The following is a 19,608-nucleotide window of genomic DNA, read 5'->3' on the forward strand; positions in this document are numbered from 1 at the left end:
GCGTGGCAGTCGTTGATGTATCCGAAGAGCTCAAGTCCCTCTCCTCCACCATGGGGTCGATCGAGGCCGTCCTGGACCTCGACAGGATGAGGGCCGACATCGCCGTGCTCGAGGAGCAGGCGGCCGCCCCGTCCCTGTGGGACGACCCGGAAGCGGCGCAGAAGATCACCAGCCAGCTGTCGCACCTCCAGGCCGAGCTGCGCAAGACCGAGGGGCTGCGCGGCCGCATCGACGACCTCGGGGTGCTCTTCGAGCTCGCCGAGGCCGAGGACGACGCCGACGCCCTCGCCGAGGCGGAGTCCGAGCTCACCGCCGTGCGCAAGGCGCTCGACGAGATGGAGGTCCGCACCCTCCTGTCCGGCGAGTACGACTCCCGCGAGGCCCTCGTCAACATCCGCGCCGAGGCCGGCGGCGTGGACGCCTCCGACTTCGCCGAGCGGCTCCAGCGGATGTACCTGCGCTGGGCCGAGCGCCACGGCTACAAGACCGAGATCTACGAGACCTCGTACGCCGAAGAAGCCGGCATCAAGTCCACCACGTTCGCCGTCCAGGCCCCCTACGCCTACGGCACGCTCTCGGTCGAGCAGGGCACCCACCGCCTGGTGCGCATCTCGCCCTTCGACAACCAGGGCCGCCGCCAGACGTCCTTCGCGGGCGTCGAGGTGCTGCCGGTGGTCGAGCAGACCGACCACGTCGAGATCGACGAGTCCGACCTGCGCGTGGACGTCTACCGCTCCTCCGGCCCCGGCGGCCAGGGCGTCAACACCACCGACTCGGCGGTCCGCCTGACGCACATCCCGACCGGCATCGTCGTCTCCTGCCAGAACGAGCGCTCGCAGATCCAGAACAAGGCGACCGCGATGAACGTCCTCCAGGCCAAGCTGCTCGAGCGGCGCCGCCAGGAGGAGCAGGCGAAGATGGACGCGCTCAAGGGCGACGGCGGCAACTCCTGGGGCAACCAGATGCGTTCGTACGTCCTGCACCCGTACCAGATGGTCAAGGACCTGCGTACCGAGTTCGAGGTCGGCAACCCGCAGGCGGTCCTCGACGGCGACATCGACGGCTTCCTCGAGGCCGGCATCCGCTGGCGCAAGCAGCAGGAAAAGTAGGACGGACCAGGGCGGATCCGGGCATACGGCCCGGATCCGCCTTGACGCATGCCCGAAAACTCGCAAGGGTGGCGGGCGGCATGCGTATCACTGGGATGCGTGTGGCGGGGGGCGACACAAGGCCGCAAGGCCGCCGCTGACGTTTCGCGGACCTCCCAGGACCACCACCCGGTGCACGGCTGCCCCACCGACGAATCCAGCTACTGGGGGTAGCAGGCATATGACGAACAAGACGCGGCTGCGCGTGGCGCGCATCACCGCGGGCGCGGTGATAGCCGCGGGCGCATCGCTGACGGCCGCGGGCGCGGCCTCGGCGGCCGGCGTGGACGTCCCGCTGGGCGGGCTGTCGACGAAGACGGCGAAGGTGCAGGGGACGGGGGGTGTGACCGCTCCCGACGGGCCTACGGACCCCACGCAGGAGCCGACGAGCATCCCGCAGCCGACGGGTGACCCGGAGCCGACGGGCAAGCCGGATCCGACGGGTGACCCGGAGCCGACCGGGAAGCCGGACCCCACGGGCGACCCGGAGCCGACGGGTGACCCCGAGCCGACGGGCAAGCCGGACCCGACGGGTGACCCCGAGCCGACCGGGAAGCCGGACCCCACGGGCGACCCTGACCCGACGGGCAACCCCGACCCCACGGGCAAGCCGGATCCGACCGGCGACCCCGACCCGACCGGGAAGCCGGACCCCACGGGCAACCCCGACCCGACCTCGAAGCCGGACCCGACCTCCGAGCCCACCCGCGACGGCGACGAGACCGCCGAGCCCGTCCCCGGCAGCACCCCCGGCGGCAGCGACGACGCCACCACCTGCCCCGTGGACACCGGCAGCGGCAACTGCAACACGGCCGCCGACAGCGCCGGCGTCAAGCCGGTGCAGCAGGCCAAGCCGAAGGAGGAGCTGGCCCAGACCGGTGCCGGTCAGACCTCCTTCCTGGTGGTCGGCGCCGCGACGATGATCGCGGGCGGCATCGGCTTCCGCCTCCTGCCGCGTGTGATCAACCGCAACACCCCTGCCTGAGCAGGTCCGATCGGAATCGATCGAGCGTGAGCGGGCGGGCGCGCAGCGTCACGTCCGCGCATGACGAGGGCCCGGGGTGCGTCGCACCCCGGGCCCTCAAGTCTCTGCGGGACCGTCGCTCAGCCGGCGAAACCGCGGGCGAGTATCGCCACCGCGACCAGTGCCACCAGCAGCGCGACCAGCGTGGCCGGCGTCAGGCCGGCGAAGACGCCCTCCTGCTGCTGGAGCCGCTCCCGGCTCGCCCGGCAGACCGGGCACCGTCCCTCGCTGACCGGGGCTGCGCAGTTGGCACACACCAGTCGGTCGCATGTCATGCGAATTCCTCCTCCGGTACGTCCAACGCGAGGGAAAGCCGTGCGGTTCCCCCTACCACTGTGCCAGCTTTCCCGCCCTTCGGCGCGACCGGTACCCGGGAGCCGACCCGATCGGTGTTGCGCCGCGTCCCGCCGCCCCGGCCCGTCGCCCGCCCGGGACCCGATTGTCCTCGATTTGTCCCCGTAGGTAGCGGTAATAAACCCGTCAACACAGGACGCCGACTGCGCGTACACGCGTCGTTCGCGTATGGTCACGCACACCGACGGGCGCCGCGACCGTGGCGTTCCGTGCCGCTCCCCAGGTCGCACGTGGTGCACTCGTGATTCGATTCGACAACGTCTCCAAGTCCTACCCGAAGCAGAACCGCCCGGCGCTCCGGGACGTCTCGCTCGAGATCGAGAAGGGCGAGTTCGTCTTCCTGGTCGGTTCCTCCGGCTCCGGCAAGTCCACCTTCCTCAGACTCCTGCTGCGGGAGGAGCGCGCCAGTCACGGCCAGGTGCACGTGCTGGGCAAGGACCTCGCCCGCCTCTCCAACTGGAAAGTGCCGCAGATGCGGCGCCAGTTGGGCACCGTCTTCCAGGACTTCCGGCTGCTGCCCAGCAAGACGGTCGCCGAGAACGTGGCCTTCGCCCTGGAGGTCATCGGCAAGCCGCGCGGCGAGATCCGCAAGGCCGTCCCGCAGGTCCTGGAACTGGTCGGGCTCGGCGGCAAGGAGAGCCGGATGCCGGGCGAACTCTCCGGCGGCGAGCAGCAGCGCGTGGCCATCGCCCGGGCGTTCGTCAACCGCCCGATGCTGCTGATCGCCGACGAGCCCACGGGCAACCTCGACCCGCAGACGTCCGTCGGCATCATGAAGCTGCTCGACCGGATCAACCGGACCGGCACGACCGTCATCATGGCCACCCACGACCAGCAGATCGTGGACCAGATGCGCAAGCGCGTCATCGAGCTCGACCAGGGCCGTCTCGTGCGCGACCAGTCGCGCGGCGTCTACGGCTACCAGCACTGAAAGCCTGCACTGAAAGGCAGTGAAAGGACGCCATGCGCGCCCAGTTCGTTCTGTCGGAGATCGGCGTCGGTCTCCGCCGCAACCTCACGATGACCTTCGCGGTGATCGTGTCGGTCGCCCTGTCGCTGGCCCTCTTCGGCGGTTCGCTGCTGATGAACGAGCAGGTCAACTCGATGAAGGGCTACTGGTACGACAAGGCCAACGTCTCGATCTACCTCTGCAACAAGACCGACAAGGCGAACTTCTCCTCCTGCGCCAAGGGCGCGGTCACCGACGAGCAGAAGAAGCAGATCAAGGCCGATCTGGAGAAGATGCCGCTGGTCCAGAGCATCCACTTCGAGACGTCGGACGAGGCGTACAAGCACTACAAGGAGGAGTTCGGCAGCCAGCCGCTGGCCACGGTGGTGACGGCCGACCAGATGCAGGAGTCCTTCCGCATCAAGCTCAAGGACCCCACCAAGTACGAGGTCATCTCCAGCGCGTTCCAGAAGCGCCCGGGCGTGCAGACCGTCGAGGACCAGAAGGACACCCTCAAGAGTCTCTTCAACCTCCTCCGGTACATGAACTGGGGGGCGTTGGGCGTGATGTTCCTGATGCTCGTCGTGGCCCTGCTGCTGATCGTCAACACGGTCCGCGTCTCGGCGTTCAGCCGGCGCCGGGAGACCGGGATCATGCGGCTGGTGGGCGCGTCGAGCTTCTACATCCAGGTCCCGTTCATCATGGAGGCGGCCGTCGCCGGGCTGCTGGGCGGGATCCTCGCCTGCGTCCTGCTGGTGTCCGGGCAGCAGTTCCTGGTCAACAATCTGCTCGCCACCCATATCGACGTCATCCAGTTCATCGGCTGGGACGCGGTGCTGACCAAGCTGCCGCTGGTCCTGGCGACCGGGCTGCTGATGCCCGCGCTGGCCGCCTTCGCCGCGCTGTGGAAATACCTGAAGGTGTAGCGGAGGGGCCGTGGTGCGCGCGGGACGCGGGCGCCGTACCGTCAACTCCCCGTACGGGGACCGGTGGTGGCCTAGACTCTCGCGCATGCCCGGCCCGCCGATGTTCGTACCGCGCCGCCGCCTCCGCCGCGGCGCGGTGCTGACGCTGGTCTTCGCCGCAGCCCTGGCCACCGGGGCCGCCACCGGATCGTGGGGCGCGGACGCCCGGCAGGGGCTCCCGTCCACGGCCCGCGCGCCGCTCGCCGCGGGCACGGAGGACGGCAAGGCACCCGGTCCGTCTGCGGCCCGCCCCCGCGGGCCGGCCGCACCCGACCGCTGGGGCGGTGTCTACAGCGCCCGTGAGTACCAGGGCTTCGAGCGGTCCCTGCGCGGCGAGTACGTGGGGGTCGGCCTCTCCGTCCGCCGTCTCGGCGACGGGGCGATGGAGGTCGAGGGCGTCGAGCAGGGCGGACCCGCCGCCCGGGCCGGGATCACGCCCGGCGACCGGCTGCGCACCGTGGACGGGGTGGAGGTGACCGGCCGGCCGGTCACCGACGTCGTCGCCCGGCTGCGCGGCGGACCGTCCGGGACGGGCAGTCCCGTGCGGCTGGGCCTGGACCGCGCCGGGCGCTCGGCGGCCGGGGAGGGCGCGGTGCGGGAGCGCACGCTCCGCCGCGAGCGACTGCGCACCAGGAGTGTCGTCTCCGACCGGTTCCGCGACGGCGCGGCCGCCGGCACCCGGATCAAGGTCGCCTCCTTCACCCGGGGCACGGGCCGCGCGGTGCGCGAGGCGGTACGGGCGGCAGGCCCCCGCGAGGGCGTCCTGCTGGACCTGCGCGGCAACGCCGGCGGTCTGGTCACCGAGGCCGTCACCACCGCGTCCGCCTTCCTCGACGGCGGTCTCGTCGCCACCTACGACGTCCACGGCCGCCAGCGGGCCCTGTCCGCCCGCCCCGGCGGGGACACCCGCCGGCCCCTGGTCGTCCTCGTCGACGGCGGCACCATGAGCGCCGGCGAGCTGCTGGCCGGCGCGCTGCAGGACCGGGGCCGGGCCGTCCTCGTCGGCTCGCGGACCTTCGGCAAGGACTCGGTGCAGATGCCCCGCGCGCTGCCCGACGGCTCGGTCGCCGAGCAGACCGTCGGCCACTGGCGCACCCCCGCCGGCCGCACCGTCGAGGACGGCGGCCTCACCCCCGACCTGGTCGTCCACGGCGACCCCGAGCCCCGGGCCCGCGCAGTATTGGGTGGCCTGGGGCCGGGGTCGTAGTGCGAGAATGACCGCACCATGGGAAAGCAGCAGAAACAGCAGAAAGACGCGGGGCGCAAGCTCGTCGCGCAGAACAAGAAGGCACGGCACGACTACCACCTCCTGACCACCTACGAGTGCGGCATGGTGCTGACCGGCACCGAGGTCAAGTCGCTGCGTCAGGGCCGTTCCTCGCTGGTTGACGGCTTCGTGCAGATCGACGGCGGCGAGGTGTGGCTGCACAACGTGCACATCCCCGAGTACGCCCAGGGCACGTGGACGAACCACAGCGCGCGCCGCAAGCGCAAGCTGCTGATGCACCGCGACGAGATCGACAAGCTGGAGTCCAAGGCCGGCGAGACGGGGCACACGATCGTGCCGCTGGCGCTGTACTTCAAGGAGGGGCGGGCGAAGGTCGAGATCGCGCTCGCCAGGGGCAAGAAGGAGTACGACAAGCGGCAGACCCTGCGCGAGAAGCAGGACCGCCGTGAGTCGGACCGGGCGATCGCGGCGGCGCGCCGGCGTCAGCGGGAGCGCGCGGCGAAGTGACCCCGCCGGGGGAGCCGCCGGAATTCACTGGCACCGCCCGCCGCCGGTCACGTACGATGGCGGCAGCACGCCCCCCGGGGCGGCAGTTTGAAAACACAACATGGGGATGATCGGTTTCGACAGCGGATGTCGAAGCAGGGGAAGCGAGCCGAGGAAGCGGCAATGATCTCGTTAACCATATGTCGCAACCAATAATCGCCAACACCAAGCGCGATTCCTTCGCCCTCGCTGCCTAAGTAGCGACTTGCGAAGTGTCAGCCCGGGGCTGTTCCCGACCCGGATCCTGGCATCAGCTAGGGAACTAAACCACTGGGCCCGGTCACGGGGCCCGGTGGGAAATCAAACAGTGACTGAGCCCGTCGGAGACTTGTCCGCGTGATCTCCGGGGCTGAGAAAATCGCAGCGGACTGCGCTCGGAGAAGCCCTGATTCTGCACCGTTGGACGCGGGTTCGATTCCCGCCATCTCCACTCCCCATGAAAAGCCTCTGACCTGCATAAATAGCAGCAGGTCGGAGGCTTTTTCATGCCATGGGGGCACCGTGGGGGCACGGGGGTCACTCGGGTGGCCCGCACGCCCGGTGCGTCGCGTCGCATGTTCTTGGTCTCCGACGAGACCCAAATGGACGATGTGATGGTGAACACAAGATCGAGACGGCCTCAAGGCGTCGAGTACCGGCGCCGGGCGGACGGCACTACGGGCTACCGGGTTCCGTGGCGCGAGGGCGGGCAGCGGGACGGAGGGAAGCGATCTCGCACGTTCGACACCGTCCACGAGGCCGTGCAGTTCCGCGGGGCGCTCGTCGCCAACGGCTTCCGCGACCCGTACGAGGATCCGGAGTGGGCGGCGCACCTCGGCGTCGTTCCGGCGGCCGCGAAGGTGAAGACGTACCGGGACGTGTTCCGCGAGTACCTCGCGACGCTCGTCGACACCGACCGGCGCACCGTCGCCGAGTACGAGACCGCCTTCGACAACCACATCAACGCGGCCGTGGTCGTGCTCCCCGACGGCCGGGCGGTGGGCCCGCTCGGACGGATGGCCGTCGATCGCCACGATCGCGATGTCGTGCAGGCGTGGGTCAATCACATGCGGACGAAGACCTACGGCAAGAAGGTCAAGCGCACCTACTCGGCGAAGACCATCATCAACATCCACGGTTCGGTGATCTCCCCGGTCTTCGACTACGCCGTGGACCGGGGCTACATCCCCGCCAGCCCATGCCGCGGGGTGAAGCTGCCCGAGCGTAAGGGGCGCACCGTCAAGCTGGAGCACATCGTCGACGAGGCCGAGGCGCCGGCGTGGATCGACTGCGCGTACGAGGTGGACGAGGACACCGGGGACATCACCGCCACCATCCTCGGCACCGGCGTGCGCTGGGGCGAGCTGATCGCACTCCGGCCGTGCGACGTCAACGCGCAGGCACGAACCTTGTCGATCATGCAGGTGGTCAAGGAGGACGAGAACCGTCAGCCGTACATCTGCACCCTGGAGGGCAAGTCGGCCAACGCCTTCCGCACGATCGCGCTCGGTCCGGAGGCGCTGAGGATTCTGCTGGCGCGGGCGAAGGGAAAGAAGCCCAAGGATTTGTTGTTCCCGCCGCCTGGTACGCGGGGCGGCAAGATCTGGCGTAACGCGCACTTCAACACGGCCAGGTGGAAGAAGGTCAAGAAGCTGGCGGCCGAGCGAGGACTGATGAAGGACCCGCACCCGCACAGCCTCCGGCACTCCCACGCCACCGCACTGATCCCGCTGCACGGCATCGAGTCCGTGTCGAAGCGGATCGGCCACGGGAACGTCACCGTGACGAGCGGGATCTACTCGCACCTCATCCCGGAGACCGACGCCCGCATGGCCGAGTCCGCCGAGGGGCTGCTCATGGGCAAGAAGCCGCGGCGCCTGCGTGCTGTCGCGTAGAGGCTGAGTGCTGCGGCCCCTGCCTCATGGCGGGGGCCTTGGTGTTCATAGCTTGCCGGGGGCGTACGGCTCTTCGTTACCGTCGCCGTCCACGATGACGATTTCGCTGGTCACCTTGGACTTGGCCTGTCGTTCGTCGGCTTGTTGGTGTCGCTGGGCAGGTCCGAAAAGGAGCTGGGTCAGACGCATCCTCGTCTCGTGGCTCCATTCCACGGCGCGCCACCGGGTGGTGATGTTGCCGTTCACGGTCACGTGGACCCAGCACATCTCCCCCTCATCCTCCACCCACGTCCAGCCCGGCCTCTGGTCGGGCGGCGGAATCTTGCCTTCGCAGCGGCAGTCGGGGCCGGCGCCTTCGTGGCACGGTTTCGCGCTTGAGTTCGCCATGGCGCTGACGCTACCGGCGCGGGTGTCATGCGGTGGAAGAAATCAAGTTTCCGGTTATCACGACGAGTTGGAGCCCAGGTTGGCTCCCGGCTCGGGAGTATCGGGGCGGCCGGACCGGTGGTGCGTCGCTGCCGCAGCGCCTCTGTATCAGCGGGCGGCAGCGACACCTGGTCAAGCCCGTGCGAACCACCTCCGTCGCTCGGCGTCGGTCACGACGTGGCGATGCGCATCAAGTTCGATCTGACCGATACGCGTGTAGTGCTCGACCACGGCGGCGCCGAACGCTTTCTGCGCCACCGGGCTGTCGCGGAAGCCCTCAAGCGCTTCCTGGAGTGAGAGAGGGACACTCCTCGCGTTCTCTGCCTGGTAGGCGTTGCCGGTGAACGGCGACGAGGGCTGCAAGTCGTAATCCGTGGCGTCGAAGATGGCGCCGAGCGCGGCTGCCACGGCGAGGTAGGGATTGGCATCAGCGCCGGGCAGACGGACCTCGATGTGCAGGTCGTCGCCGTGGCCGACGACGCGAACGGCACAGGTGCGGTTGTCGAACCCCCACGTCAGGCGAGTTGGGGCGAACGACTCGTTGGTGAGCCGCTTGTACGAGTTGATGGTGGGCGCGTACAGCGGGGCCAGGTCGGCCAGGGAATCGACCAGCCCGGCGATGGCGTGGCGTGCGAGTGGGGAAAGGCTGCCGTCTTCGGCTGCGAGCACTGGCTGGTCATCGCGCCATAGGGACAAGTGGAGGTGGAGTCCGTTCGCCAGACCGGTCTCGGGAGCGGCCATGAACGTCGGCGCCCACCCTGAACGTTGGGCGATGGAGCGTACGGCGTGCTTGAGGACCGTGTGTCCGTCGCATGCGGCCAGAGCGTCCCCGTACGGGAAGGTGACTTCCACCTGGCCGGGTGCGGACTCGGTCTTGACGGCTTCGACCGGTAGCCCGGCACCGGCCAATGCGGCTTGGAGCCGGCGCAGGAAGCGGTCGAGGGCCGGGTCGTGGTCGAGGGCGTAGTCGAGGTTGTCGGCCGCCACGGGGCGGAGGCCCCGGTAGTCGGTTTCGGCGGCTTGGGCGTAGCTGCCTTGGTAGAGGATGAACTCGGTCTCCAGACCGGCCTTGACGGTGAGCCCGCGGTCGGCCAGCCGTGCGAGCTGGTGGCGCAGCATCTGCCGTGGCGCCACCTCGAGCGGCTGTCCTTGATGGTCCTGGGCATCGGCGTGCACCAGCACGGTGCGGGGCATCCACGGAAGCGCGCGGATGGTGGAGAGGTCGGGCACGGCGTGCAGGTCTTGGTAGCCGCTGTCCCACGAGGTCATCGCGAAGCCGTCCGCCGGGGTCATGTCGACGTCGGTGGCCAGGATGTACGCGCACATGTCCGCGTCCCCGGTGGCGATGCGCTCGACGAAGTGCCGGGCGCCGTAGCGCTTGCCCTTCAGACGGCCCTGAAGATCGGGCAGAGCGAGCAGCACGGTGTCCACCTGCCCGGACCGGACGTGCTTTCGGAGTCCGTCGATGGTGAGGCGCCCCGCTAGGCGGCTTGCCGCGGTCCGCTCGCTGACGGCGGTGAATCGGTTCGGCGTGGTGGTCTCCATCAGACGATCTCTTCCTCGAGTTCAGCTGTCTCGCGAGCGCTGCCGTAGGTGGGGGTCTCGTAGGAGCGTCGGCCGGCCACCTGCCACCAGATGGTGGCCAGGAGGAGGACAGCGGCCAGGGCGACGGGGGCGTAGTTGAAGGTCTCGGCCGTCACCGGGTAGCTCTGCGGGAGCAGGAAGAGCACGGTCACGAACGCCACCCAGAGGACGGCGATCCAGCCGGCCAGAGGGCCCCAGCTACCCAAGGACCACGGGCCCGGCCGGAAGGTGCGGCGGTTGCGCAGGCGGAGGTAAATGGGGATGGCGTAGGCGGGCGTGATGCCGATGACGTTGATCGCCGTGACCGCGCCGTACGCGGTGGGGCTGTACAGGGACGGCGCCGCGAGCACCCCCGCGACGACGACGGACAGCCACACGGCGCGGACGGGGGTGCGGGTACGGTCGGAGACCTGCCGCCACCACCGCGACCCCGGCAAGGCGCCGTCCCGGGAGAACGCGAAGACCATGCGGGAGCAGGCGGCGACCTCGGCGCTGCCGCAGAACAGCTGCGCCACGATCACGATCAGCAGCAGGGCTTTCGCGCCGCCGGTACCGAGGGCGTCGAGGAAGATCTGCGCGGGTGGTACGCCGGTGTCGGAGTTCTGGGTGCCGGCGTAGTCCTGGATGGCGAAGGTGAGGCCGGCGAGGAGGACACCGCCGGCGAGCCAGGACCAGGCGATGGCGCGCACGATGCCGCGGGCGGCGTTGATCTGCGCGCCGGTGGTCTCCTCCGACAGGTGGGCGGAGGCGTCGTAGCCGGAGAAGGTGTACTGGGCCAGCAGCAGGCCGATCAGGATCACGTACCAATGCGCGTTCCAGCCAGTGTCGTTGACGAACTTCCCGAACACGAAGGACGCCGACTGGTGATGCGAGGGCACGACCCACAGAACGCCGACGATCACGGCGACGCCGAGGATGTGCCACCAGACGCTGACGGAGTTGAGGATGCTCACCAGCCGGACGCCGAAGAGGTTGAGTAGCCCGTGCAGGAGCAGGATGCACAGGTAGATGACCATGGTCTTGCTCGGCGTCGGCTGGAACCCCCACTGGAGGTTGGCGAAGGCGCCGGTGAACTGCGCGGCCCCGTAGTCGATGCCGGCGATGGCCCCGAGCAGGCCGAGCAGGTTCAGCCAGCCCGTGTACCAGCCCCACTTCTTCGAACCGAGCTGATCTGCCATGTAGTAGAGGGCGCCGGAGGTCGGGTAGGCGCTGGTGACCTCGGCCAGGCTGGCACCGACGAACATGACCATGATGCCGACGGCGATCCAGCCCCACATCATCACTGCGGGACCGCCCGTGTTCAGCCCGAAGCCGTACAGCGTCATGCAGCCGGACAGGACGGAGATCACGGAGAAGCTGATGGCGAAGTTGCCGAATGGGCCCATGCGCCGGGTGAGCACCGGCTTGTACCCGAGCGTGCGTAGCAGTTCGTCGTCACGCAGGTCGTGCGACTGCCGGTCGACCAGGCCAAGCCGTCGGCTGTGGATGGACACGAAAGACCTCCCCAAGATGAGCGAACGGCGCAACGTGCACTTCCCTGGTTGCGCCCCACGACAACTGATCAGTGCGATGTTCTTGCCGCGGACAGACACTGGCTCCGCGCACGCACGAAGGCGCCCTCGGCCAATCCCGGACGATGGGGGCCGTCGGTGAGGTGGACCCACGGCTGCAAGGCCCCGTGGGGCCCCAGAGCCTCGAACACTGCCGCGGCCTCGACGTACCGGTGGGCAGCCCACAGCGCGAAGGCCAGGTGAGAAAGGTCCGCCACCGATCGCCTCAACGGCTCGATGTGCGCGACCACGGCGAACCACTGATGGAACGCCTTGAGAGCGTCGCCGCGGGCAGGATCTTCGGCCCACTGCCGACGCAGGAGCGGGTCCTCCCGCCCTTTGCGTCGTGCCTCCTCCAGCTGCTGGCCGTAGGACTCGGCATAGGCGTAGAGGGGGAGCGCGAGGAGCGCCGACCCGAAGGGAGCCCACGAGCCCACCCACCGTCCGAAGTCGACCGCCGAAGCCGAGGCTGCGGCGCCCGCGGTGCAGCCGTTGAGGAACTCGAACACGCGATGGAACGCTTCCCGAGGCTGCTGATCACGGTCCCAGACACGCCGGAGGAGACCCCACGGACCGGGCGGCAGCATGTACTCCCACGGCTGGACACGGTGCTCGGCCCGCTGCTGGTGTTCATCCAGCCGCGCCAGGGCAAGCAGACACACCCACGGCACCGGATCCGCCGGCACGGCCTCAGCGGCGACTAAGCATGCATGACGTGCCAGGACCTCAAGATCCTGGGCGCCGTAGTAACGCCTCCGGTGCGCGCGCCGGGCCCGCTGAACCAACACACGGGCCCACATCACCCGCGCATCAAGACTGTTCCGCTCCTCCTCCGACCACGCCTCCACGGTCGTGGTCCCTGCCGCCACCACGCCCAGCACCTGCGTACGCGATGTCCGCAGCGCCCAGTCGGCACCCGTACGAGCGAGCAGATCGCGCATCGCGACCCAGCGCCCGGCACGCACCTCTTCCACCGCTACCCGGAGGGGATCGTCGAACCCTGCCGGGTGATACACCGGGCGGAACTCGTACGGGTCCGTCATCGCGTGCTCGCCTTTCATGGGACACCTCTGCGTCAGGGTTTCGGCGAAGTCTGTTGCCGCTGTCGGCCGTGCGCTCGTATGCTCCTGGGCAACGCGTCGACGGAGACGAGTAGCTGCGGGATCACGCGAGCCGAGAGAGCTGCCGGTAGCTGGGAAGGCGGCCTCGCGCCCTGGGGTGAAGACCCTCCCGAGCGCGGGGAGGAACGGCCATTCGGCCCAATGCCCCGCCGGCTGGCCCCCGTGACCGGGCCCGAATGAGGCCGCCGCCATCGAGCGGTGGTGAAAGTGCGGTGGCACCGCGAGTTGCCCTTCTCGCCCGCACTCCCAAGGGATCATGACGAGGTCCTTTGGAGGACTGTGATGATCCACCACACCGACCGCGTGCTCGTCGCTGACCTGCGCGAACACCTCGGCCAGACCATCTCGATCTGCGGCTGGGTGAACACCCTCCGCCTCCAGCGCAAGATGCAGTTCGTCGTCGTCCGCGACCACACCGGCATGACCCAGGTGACCCACCAGCGCGACGGCGGCGAACTGGAAGCCCGGCTCGAACAGCTCACCCCCGAGTCCTCCGTCCGCATTACCGGCCGAGTAGTCGAAAACCCTGTCGTCAAGCTCGGTGGCCTGGAGATCATCCCCGAAGCGGTCGAGGTGTTGAACCGTGCCGAGACCCCGCTCCCCATCGACGAGCACACCGCCCTGGAGCAGCGGCTCGACTGGCGCTTCCTCGACGTCCGCAAGCGGCCCGCTGCCCAGCTCCTCTTCGCCGTGCAGACCGCCCTTGAGCAGGGCATGCGCGAGTACGCCTACGCCCAGGGATGCACCGAGATGCACACCCCCAAGCTCATGGAGACCGCCTCGGAGTCCGGCGCCGAGGTCTTCAAGCTCGGCTACTTCGGCCGTGACGCCTACCTGGCCCAGTCGCCCCAGTTCTACAAGCAGATGGCGATCGCCGCCGGCATCGACAAGGTCTTCGAGGTCGGCCCGGTTTTCCGCGCTGAGCCGTCCTTCACCTCCCGGCACGCCACCGAGTTCACCGGCGTCGACGTCGAGCTCGCGTGGATCAACGACGTCGAGGACGTGATGGCCTTTGAGGAGCGGATGCTCGCCCACGCCATCGCCCAGGTCGCCGAGAAGCACGGCGAGGCCATCCGGGAGCACTTCGGGGTGGACGTGGTCGTGCCCGAGGCGCCGTTCCCGCGGATCACCATGGCGGAGGCCCAGGAGATCCTCCGTGCCAAAGGATGGGACCCGGAGGGGGTGAAGGAAGACCTCGACCCCGAAGGCGAGCGGGGCATCGCCGCGCACATCAAGGAGCAAACCGGACACGAGTTCGTGTTCGTCACCCAGTACCCAGTGAGTATCCGGCCCTTCTACCACATGCGCCCGGTCGGCCAGCCGGACGTCACGCTGTCCTTTGACCTGCTGTGGAAGGGGCTGGAGGTCACCACGGGCGCCCAGCGCGAGCACCGCCACGATGTCCTGCTCAAGCAGGCCGCCGAGAAGGAGATGAGCACCGAGCACATGCAGGACTACCTCAACGCCTTCCGCTTCGGCTGCCCCCCGCACGGCGGTCTGGGCATGGGGCTCGGGCGAGTCTTGATGGTGCTGCTCGGTCTGGACTCGATCCGGGAGGCGACGTTCCTGTTCCGCGGGCCCAACCGTCTCACCCCGTAGTCGCGAGAGGGAGGTGCCGCCGGCCGTCGCGTGTGGACGGTGGCACCCCCCACGATCAATACCGGGTGTTCCGGAGATCATGCAGCCACGCCTCGGCGGGGTTGTCGTCCCAGTACGCTCGGAGCGCGAGCTCACGCTCGGAGTAGTGCCCCTGGTGGCACAGGCCGCCGTGGGCGAGCGTGATGCTCAAGGCGAGTGGCGACTCCGTGGTGACCCAGTGGGGCGTCAGCGCATGACTCCATAACTGATCGCCGGGCTCCATGCGGACGGACTGCCGGTCGGCGGGATCGTGCTCGGGAGGCTCCTCCGCGGTGGTCTCCCCGATGACCGCCGCCTCCGCCGACAGGATGCGGTCGGGGGCGAGGTAGCTGTGGAAGGTCTTCGCGCCTTCGACCTGCCAGACCAGGCCGTGCGAGTTGTCGTTGTGGTACGTCGAGGCGGCGCCGCGGGTGGAGATGAAGAGGATCGGCGCGCAGCGTTGCCAGGTGAAGCCTTCCGAAGCCAGGAACGTGCGCCACGGGATCATGACCTGCTCTTGGAAGCCTGCGAACAGGTCGTCGTAGAAGCGGGCGAGATCGAAGTGCACCAGCCTGAAGGGCCAGGCGACGATCTCGCTCAACGGCGCGGTGCGGAACTTCTCGGTGCGTTCCATCCTCACGGCCCAGTCGTCGTCGCCGAGGATCGTGAAACGCACCGCGTTGTCACGCCGCACGCGATCAAGGACGTCGACGGCTGTCGGAAGCTGGAACTCGAAGGGGACCAGGGGGCTGGTGATGCGGAAGTTGGGTGGAGTTCGCCATCGGGTGGTGAACTCCACGGCTGTGGTGACGTGGGGACGCATGCGGACCTCGTGTGTCATCTGGAAGGTCGACAGATGGCGGCGCAGTCCGGGGTGACCCGGTCCTCGGCGCGGCTTCCGAGGAACGCCTTGATGGCTGCGCGGGGAGCGTGGACGCTGATGCCGGCCTTCCCGTACGGGCAACGGCGTACTTCGCCGTTGGCCGACACGTACAGGGCCGAGGAGTGGCACCCGCGGCGTCGTTCCGGGTAGAGCTGCATGGTCCGCAGGCCCGTCAAGTGATCCTGAAAGTCCTGCGAGAGCACGAAATAGCGGCGCAACACCTCGGCGTCCTCGCGTTGTTGTGCCACGTATTCGTGCAGGGAGATACCGCTGCGGCGTCGGCCAGCAGGGTCCAGGGTGACGGGGCTGAGCTGGACCTCGACGTCCACGTGCTCCACCAACCGGTGGATGTCGCCGCATTCGTCGCCGGAGAGCTTCCAGTAGGTAAGGTGCAGGACCTTGCCCGACGCCGGGACCGACCGCAAGGTCGCTGCTGCCGATTCCGCCGACCTTTTCGTACGTCCAAGGAGCATCGCACCGTGCGAGTCAGCGGACACCGTCACCGTCTCCAGCAAGTGACCGATCTCGCTGAGGCGACTCACTTCCTCCTGCGTCCGGGCAGAGGTGACCATCGAGACGGACATGCCGAACTGGTGGGCCAGACGCACGAGCGTCCGCAGCTGCGGGTGGTGGGTCGGTTCGCCGCCGGTGAGACAGACTCCCCCGACGCCGATCTCCCTCAGCCGCGACAGCGTTCGGGCATAGGTGGTCACGTCGAGAAAGCCATGGGCGCGGTCGGCGCGGAAGCAGAAGCCGCAGGCCACCGCACAGTGTCCTGCAGTACTGATCAGCGCGGACCGAAAATGGAGCGAGGATTCGGGCGCTTCTATGGGCGTGGCGGTCTCGAGGGTCATTGCACCCCCGTGTTGTCCCAGGCCGCGATTCCCACGGTGCTGGTGTAGAAGGCGCACATCTCCGGGTCTGGGGAATCTCCGCCTATGAGGGCTTGTTCGTTGCGGGACGGACCGCCGCAAATCGCCAGTGCGGGGCAATCGCCGCATTCATGGATCGGCGCGATCACCTTCGCAATCCCCGCCAATAGCTCGGGATTCGCCCGGAGATCGTCGATGCTGTAGAGGAACGAGGGCTCTTCGAAGTTGATGTCGCACAGGCTGACCCTGTTGCCGGGGAGCAGCGCGGCGTTGAGGCTGCGGTCCCCCTGCATGTGGTCGAAGAGCATCGGCCGGCGCGTGTCGAGGGCCTGGAAGGCGCGGTCCAGGACCGAGAAGAGCATCCCGCCTCGCCCCAAGGCCGTCATCCGCGCTTCGTGCAACTCATGCGCGAGATCACGGCCGTTCACACGCCAACGTCCGCCCGCAGGGATGGGGGTGTTCACGTAGATGAACTTCAGCCCGAGGTCATCGATGATCCAGGCCACGGTTTCGGCAAGGCGCCCGATATTGGCCGCCGTGGGGGTCAGGTTGCAGCCCACATGGAGGTTGCCCGCCGCGAGCAGACGATGGACATTGCGGCGGATGCGGTCGTCAGCAGGCTGTCCTCCGAGGAGGAAGCGGTTGGCCGAGTTGATGTCCGGAGGGCCGTCGATGGAGACGCCGACGCCGTATTCGTAACGGACGAAGTGCTCCAGGGCCGCTTCGGTCAGGCGGGCGCCATTGGTGACCACGGTTCGACGGACCCTGCCGACACCGTGCTGACGGGCAAGGTGATCGGCCAGTTCGTCCCCGTACTGCATCAGGTCGAAGCGGATGGTCGGCTCACCGCCGAACCACTGGATCGACACCTCCTCCTGCCCGCTGTTCTGCTCGAACAGGTAGCAGAGTCCTTCGGCCAGTTCGGCCTCGGTCATGTCCGGCTTGCCGGTGTTGGTGTCGACGAAGCAGTACGTGCAGGCCATGTTGCAGCGGTCGGTGAGCACCACCCGGAGTCCGCTGATGCGGCGCGGCGTCGGGTCCAGGCCGAGGATGTCGAGGCGGTTGCGGAGTGCTTCGCGGCGGTCGGCAACGGGGCCATCCGAGGTGAAGCCGAGCTCTTCGAGAGCCTTGTGGGTCGCGGTCGGGGGAACCCCGGCGAGGTCACGGACCTCACCGGGGTCGAGGTACACACTCTCCAGTGCCACGGGATCGAGGAGAACCGACTCCCCGTCCCGCTCGTACTGGAAGTACCTCCCCCACAAAAGGCGGGGTCGGGTCACTGCGATCAGGCCGCTTCCTCTTCGGCGATCCCCAGCTGTGCCATGACCTTCCGCACGGTCTCCTCACCGGCGGCCTGGAGCTTGGCCGACGCCGCGGGGGAGCCCCCGTCGGCGAGGACGATCACACCCGGCAGCGTGGGGTTCGGCGCCATGAGCGTGATGCCGGCCGGCTCGGTGCTCACGACCATGATCGCGTCTTTCAGCTCGACCCAGTTCACCTGGTCTTTGATCGTCTCCAGGATCTCGGACTGCTTCTGCTGGAACGAGGCGCGCTCGCCCATCCACACTCCCGCCTTGCTCTTGGAGTCGACGACGTCGGCGTAGATCAAGTGGTCCTTCTTCTCCCGTCGCGATTGCGGCATGACTGACCTCCTCTGATGTGGTGGTGGATCTGGTGACGGAAACGGCCGTCGCGGCGGTGCCGCGCCCTGCGATGTCGAGGGCGGTCTACCAACTGCGGAAGATCAACGACGTGGCCGTTTCGCCGGACGGCTGTCGACGATGGCACTCCGCGCCCTGGCCGGTGATGAGCATTTATGAGCGATCGCGCCAACCTGCGCTCGGATCGCTCTGGTGAGCACAAGAATGCGGTCCATGGTGACCACTGACCGTCGCCGGTGTGTACAGTGCGGTACGCCGCTGAGTCGCTCCAACTCCCTTACGCGGTGCTTGCCTTGTCAGCGAGAACCAATCGCAAGGCTTGACCCGGCGTTCTGGACCAATCCGACGGTGCGGAAGGCCGCTGAAGCCTGGGACTTCGGTGCCGTTGTACGGCTGCTCCGCCAGCACACCGGGTTATCGCAAGCGGCCGTCGCCCGGCTGGTCAACATCGACCAGGCCGAGGTGAGCCGTCTGGAACGCGGGCGGAAGAAGATCCGCGACCGTCGCCAGGTGAAGCAGTGGGGCGAGGCCCTGGGAGTGCCACCCCAACTCATTGGGTTGCTCCCCCGCGGACACGACTCCATCGAGGTGGCACGGCCGATCGACGGACATCCCAGTCTTCCAGTCGGGCCGGGACAGCTTCTCCTGCCCGCAGGGCAACGTCTGCCTCCGTCGGTTCTGCCGGTGCTGACGGAGTCGGCTTCTACGCTCAGCGGCGACACGGTCACCGTGGCGCTCAACCGCGGCATCGAAGAGTGGGCCCGAATGCCGCTCCGGGCCTTGATCGCCGCCACCCACGTCGTTGATGGCCACGAACGGCACTTCGTAGCGGACGCCCGTGAAACAGTGCCTCAAGGCCGCGTACTCGCTATCCCCGCGGCCTACGAACTCGACGACCTCACCTATGGAGTGCTCTGGGCGGTCACCGGATTCGACGCATCGCTGCTCGGAGACGACGCGGACCTCCACGAGTGCCTGGCGCTGTCCCCACAAGACCTGCTGCGCAACGGTGAGAGCTTGGCAAAGGTGAGCGGTCTGACCGGTGGGGCACAGATGTTCCTCGGGTCGCAGGCATGCGCCCAGTTCATTCTTGATCAACGTGACGAGCTTGCTGACGACCCCCTCTTCTGGACACGCGAGCAGCGGGGAGAAGAAGCAGCCACCTGGTTGTTCTTCAGGCACAAGCACAGGTACCTCCGGGAGACGGCCCCCGCTCGAGCGCACAGTGGTGTAGGCCGCGCCTTCTGCGTTCCCCGTTGGGCGGTCGACACCTCGCCCTCGTACGAGAGGGTCTTGCTCTTCCTCGCTCTGGCTCTGATGGAGGCCCACGGAGTCACGACATGGCTCGTCGATGAAGCTGATCTACAGCGGACGGACGGGTTCGTGTTGGTGCCCGGCCGCAAGGCCGCGATCGCTACGTGGGTGCGAGCGGAAGCCGTCGCGCAAACGATGCTGACGTCGGGGCGGCACACGCTGCGCACGTTCACGGACATCACGCGGCATGCACAGGCGCACTCGGTCACCGTGGGAGGAAGCCCGGGTGAACGTCTCGTGGCGACGGCCGAGTACCTCAACCTCGACCACGAGTGGCTCGCCCGCCGATGCCGACAGCTTGCGGCTGGAGGAACGCGACGGCTAGCAAGACCGCGAAGCCGCCACCTCAGTCTCGCCGCTCTCGACGTCGCCTGCTCCTTCGTCGCGGCCGAATTCCGGTCAACTGGCCGTGTCACCAGGGCCGGGACTCGGTAGCCTGCACGGAACGATCTCCCGACGCGTGACCACTCGGATGATGGGCAGGGGGCTGAC

At 68.3% G+C, this 19,608-nt stretch carries 18 protein-coding genes and 1 other RNA gene; 10 read left to right on the forward strand and 9 right to left on the reverse strand.

Annotated elements, in window-relative coordinates; translation table 11 throughout:
* Positions 1 to 2 precede the first annotated feature (2 nt).
* The gene (gene prfB, locus I5Q34_RS00315; RefSeq protein ID WP_199890023.1) at positions 3 to 1,109 is read left to right on the forward strand and encodes a peptide chain release factor 2; all 1,107 of its coding nucleotides are present in this window, start codon (positions 3 to 5) and stop codon (positions 1,107 to 1,109) included.
* A gap of 220 nt (positions 1,110 to 1,329) precedes the next feature.
* Positions 1,330 to 2,133, forward strand: coding sequence for an LPXTG cell wall anchor domain-containing protein (locus I5Q34_RS00320; protein ID WP_199890024.1), 804 nt, complete (start codon positions 1,330 to 1,332; stop codon positions 2,131 to 2,133).
* 119 nt (positions 2,134 to 2,252) lie between these two features.
* Here I5Q34_RS00320 and I5Q34_RS00325 read toward each other — a convergent pair whose 3' ends face one another.
* On the reverse strand, positions 2,253 to 2,447 hold the full coding sequence (locus I5Q34_RS00325) for a hypothetical protein (protein WP_199890025.1): 195 nt from the start codon (positions 2,445 to 2,447) through the stop codon (positions 2,253 to 2,255).
* Positions 2,448 to 2,767: 320 nt separating this feature from the next.
* Here I5Q34_RS00325 and ftsE point away from each other — a divergent pair, with 320 nt between their 5' ends.
* The 6 genes from ftsE to I5Q34_RS00355 all read left to right on the forward strand — a co-directional run bounded on the left by ftsE (position 2,768) and on the right by I5Q34_RS00355 (position 8,088).
* A complete protein-coding gene (gene ftsE / locus I5Q34_RS00330) occupies positions 2,768 to 3,457 on the forward strand; it encodes a cell division ATP-binding protein FtsE (protein WP_199890026.1) in 690 nt (229 codons plus the stop codon).
* A gap of 32 nt (positions 3,458 to 3,489) precedes the next feature.
* On the forward strand, positions 3,490 to 4,401 hold the full coding sequence (ftsX, locus tag I5Q34_RS00335; RefSeq protein ID WP_199890027.1) for a permease-like cell division protein FtsX: 912 nt from the start codon (positions 3,490 to 3,492) through the stop codon (positions 4,399 to 4,401).
* An 85-nt stretch (positions 4,402 to 4,486) separates the two neighbouring features.
* Positions 4,487 to 5,647 carry a S41 family peptidase gene (locus tag I5Q34_RS00340; RefSeq protein WP_199890028.1) on the forward strand — a complete coding sequence of 387 codons (1,161 nt, stop codon included), beginning with the start codon at positions 4,487 to 4,489 and terminating at the stop codon, positions 5,645 to 5,647.
* 18 nt (positions 5,648 to 5,665) lie between these two features.
* Entirely contained in the window at positions 5,666 to 6,175 is a 510-nt protein-coding gene (gene smpB, locus I5Q34_RS00345) for an SsrA-binding protein SmpB (RefSeq protein ID WP_199890029.1), read from the forward strand.
* Positions 6,176 to 6,277: 102 nt separating this feature from the next.
* Positions 6,278 to 6,647: a transfer-messenger RNA gene (ssrA, locus tag I5Q34_RS00350) on the forward strand.
* A gap of 121 nt (positions 6,648 to 6,768) precedes the next feature.
* Positions 6,769 to 8,088: a site-specific integrase gene (locus tag I5Q34_RS00355; protein WP_199890030.1), complete on the forward strand. Its 1,320-nt coding sequence runs from the start codon at positions 6,769 to 6,771 to the stop codon at positions 8,086 to 8,088.
* Positions 8,089 to 8,133: 45 nt separating this feature from the next.
* Here the strand turns inward: I5Q34_RS00355 and I5Q34_RS00360 are convergent, their stop codons facing one another.
* The 4 genes from I5Q34_RS00360 to I5Q34_RS00375 form a co-directional block, all read right to left on the reverse strand.
* Entirely contained in the window at positions 8,134 to 8,475 is a 342-nt protein-coding gene (locus tag I5Q34_RS00360; protein ID WP_199890031.1) for a hypothetical protein, read from the reverse strand.
* A 171-nt stretch (positions 8,476 to 8,646) separates the two neighbouring features.
* On the reverse strand, positions 8,647 to 10,059 hold the full coding sequence (locus I5Q34_RS00365) for a glutamine synthetase family protein (RefSeq protein ID WP_199890032.1): 1,413 nt from the start codon (positions 10,057 to 10,059) through the stop codon (positions 8,647 to 8,649).
* Positions 10,059 to 11,564 (reverse strand): amino acid permease, encoded by a 1,506-nt coding sequence (locus I5Q34_RS00370; RefSeq protein WP_234428290.1) that lies wholly within the window; start codon positions 11,562 to 11,564, stop codon positions 10,059 to 10,061. Before I5Q34_RS00370 ends, I5Q34_RS00365 begins: the two co-directional genes overlap by 1 nt.
* Before the next feature lie 95 nt (positions 11,565 to 11,659).
* The gene (locus I5Q34_RS00375; protein ID WP_234428223.1) at positions 11,660 to 12,709 is read right to left on the reverse strand and encodes a hypothetical protein; all 1,050 of its coding nucleotides are present in this window, start codon (positions 12,707 to 12,709) and stop codon (positions 11,660 to 11,662) included.
* Positions 12,710 to 13,051: 342 nt separating this feature from the next.
* Here I5Q34_RS00375 and aspS point away from each other — a divergent pair, with 342 nt between their 5' ends.
* Positions 13,052 to 14,368, forward strand: coding sequence for an aspartate--tRNA(Asn) ligase (gene aspS, locus I5Q34_RS00380; protein WP_199890033.1), 1,317 nt, complete (start codon positions 13,052 to 13,054; stop codon positions 14,366 to 14,368).
* 55 nt (positions 14,369 to 14,423) lie between these two features.
* On the opposite strand, the gene I5Q34_RS00385 is transcribed toward aspS, so the two are convergent.
* The 4 genes from I5Q34_RS00385 to I5Q34_RS00400 form a co-directional block, all read right to left on the reverse strand.
* A complete protein-coding gene (locus I5Q34_RS00385; protein WP_199890034.1) occupies positions 14,424 to 15,209 on the reverse strand; it encodes a hypothetical protein in 786 nt (261 codons plus the stop codon).
* 14 nt (positions 15,210 to 15,223) lie between these two features.
* Positions 15,224 to 16,123, reverse strand: a complete 900-nt coding sequence (locus I5Q34_RS00390) for a radical SAM protein (protein WP_199890035.1) — start codon at positions 16,121 to 16,123, stop codon at positions 15,224 to 15,226.
* On the reverse strand, positions 16,120 to 17,346 hold the full coding sequence (locus tag I5Q34_RS00395) for a radical SAM protein (RefSeq protein ID WP_277965274.1): 1,227 nt from the start codon (positions 17,344 to 17,346) through the stop codon (positions 16,120 to 16,122). The genes I5Q34_RS00390 and I5Q34_RS00395 overlap by 4 nt, the downstream gene beginning before the upstream one ends.
* Before the next feature lie 80 nt (positions 17,347 to 17,426).
* Complete coding sequence (locus I5Q34_RS00400; RefSeq protein ID WP_199890037.1) at positions 17,427 to 17,783, reverse strand: hypothetical protein; 357 nt, start codon at positions 17,781 to 17,783, stop codon at positions 17,427 to 17,429.
* 367 nt (positions 17,784 to 18,150) lie between these two features.
* Here I5Q34_RS00400 and I5Q34_RS00410 point away from each other — a divergent pair, with 367 nt between their 5' ends.
* A complete protein-coding gene (locus I5Q34_RS00410; RefSeq protein ID WP_277965275.1) occupies positions 18,151 to 19,551 on the forward strand; it encodes a helix-turn-helix domain-containing protein in 1,401 nt (466 codons plus the stop codon).
* The last annotated feature ends 57 nt before the right edge of the window (positions 19,552 to 19,608 follow it).

Origin of the sequence: Streptomyces sp. AV19 (assembly GCF_015999245.1) — a bacterium.
GTDB lineage: Bacteria > Actinomycetota > Actinomycetes > Streptomycetales > Streptomycetaceae > Streptomyces.

Excerpts from the sequence above, each read along its gene's own strand:
- I5Q34_RS00320 (WP_199890024.1), top strand. The coding sequence starts at position 1,330 with ATGACGAACAAGACGCGGCTGCGCGTGGCGCGCATCACCGCGGGCGCG.
- I5Q34_RS00325 (WP_199890025.1), bottom strand. The coding sequence starts at position 2,447 with ATGACATGCGACCGACTGGTGTGTGCCAACTGCGCAGCCCCGGTCAGC.
- ftsX (WP_199890027.1), top strand. The coding sequence starts at position 3,490 with ATGCGCGCCCAGTTCGTTCTGTCGGAGATCGGCGTCGGTCTCCGCCGC.
- I5Q34_RS00340 (WP_199890028.1), top strand. The coding sequence starts at position 4,487 with ATGCCCGGCCCGCCGATGTTCGTACCGCGCCGCCGCCTCCGCCGCGGC.
- smpB (WP_199890029.1), top strand. The coding sequence starts at position 5,666 with ATGGGAAAGCAGCAGAAACAGCAGAAAGACGCGGGGCGCAAGCTCGTC.
- I5Q34_RS00355 (WP_199890030.1), top strand. The coding sequence starts at position 6,769 with ATGTTCTTGGTCTCCGACGAGACCCAAATGGACGATGTGATGGTGAAC.
- I5Q34_RS00360 (WP_199890031.1), bottom strand. The coding sequence starts at position 8,475 with ATGGCGAACTCAAGCGCGAAACCGTGCCACGAAGGCGCCGGCCCCGAC.
- I5Q34_RS00365 (WP_199890032.1), bottom strand. The coding sequence starts at position 10,059 with ATGGAGACCACCACGCCGAACCGATTCACCGCCGTCAGCGAGCGGACC.
- I5Q34_RS00375 (WP_234428223.1), bottom strand. The coding sequence starts at position 12,709 with ATGAAAGGCGAGCACGCGATGACGGACCCGTACGAGTTCCGCCCGGTG.
- aspS (WP_199890033.1), top strand. The coding sequence starts at position 13,052 with ATGATCCACCACACCGACCGCGTGCTCGTCGCTGACCTGCGCGAACAC.
- I5Q34_RS00385 (WP_199890034.1), bottom strand. The coding sequence starts at position 15,209 with ATGCGTCCCCACGTCACCACAGCCGTGGAGTTCACCACCCGATGGCGA.
- I5Q34_RS00390 (WP_199890035.1), bottom strand. The coding sequence starts at position 16,123 with ATGACCCTCGAGACCGCCACGCCCATAGAAGCGCCCGAATCCTCGCTC.
- I5Q34_RS00400 (WP_199890037.1), bottom strand. The coding sequence starts at position 17,783 with ATGCCGCAATCGCGACGGGAGAAGAAGGACCACTTGATCTACGCCGAC.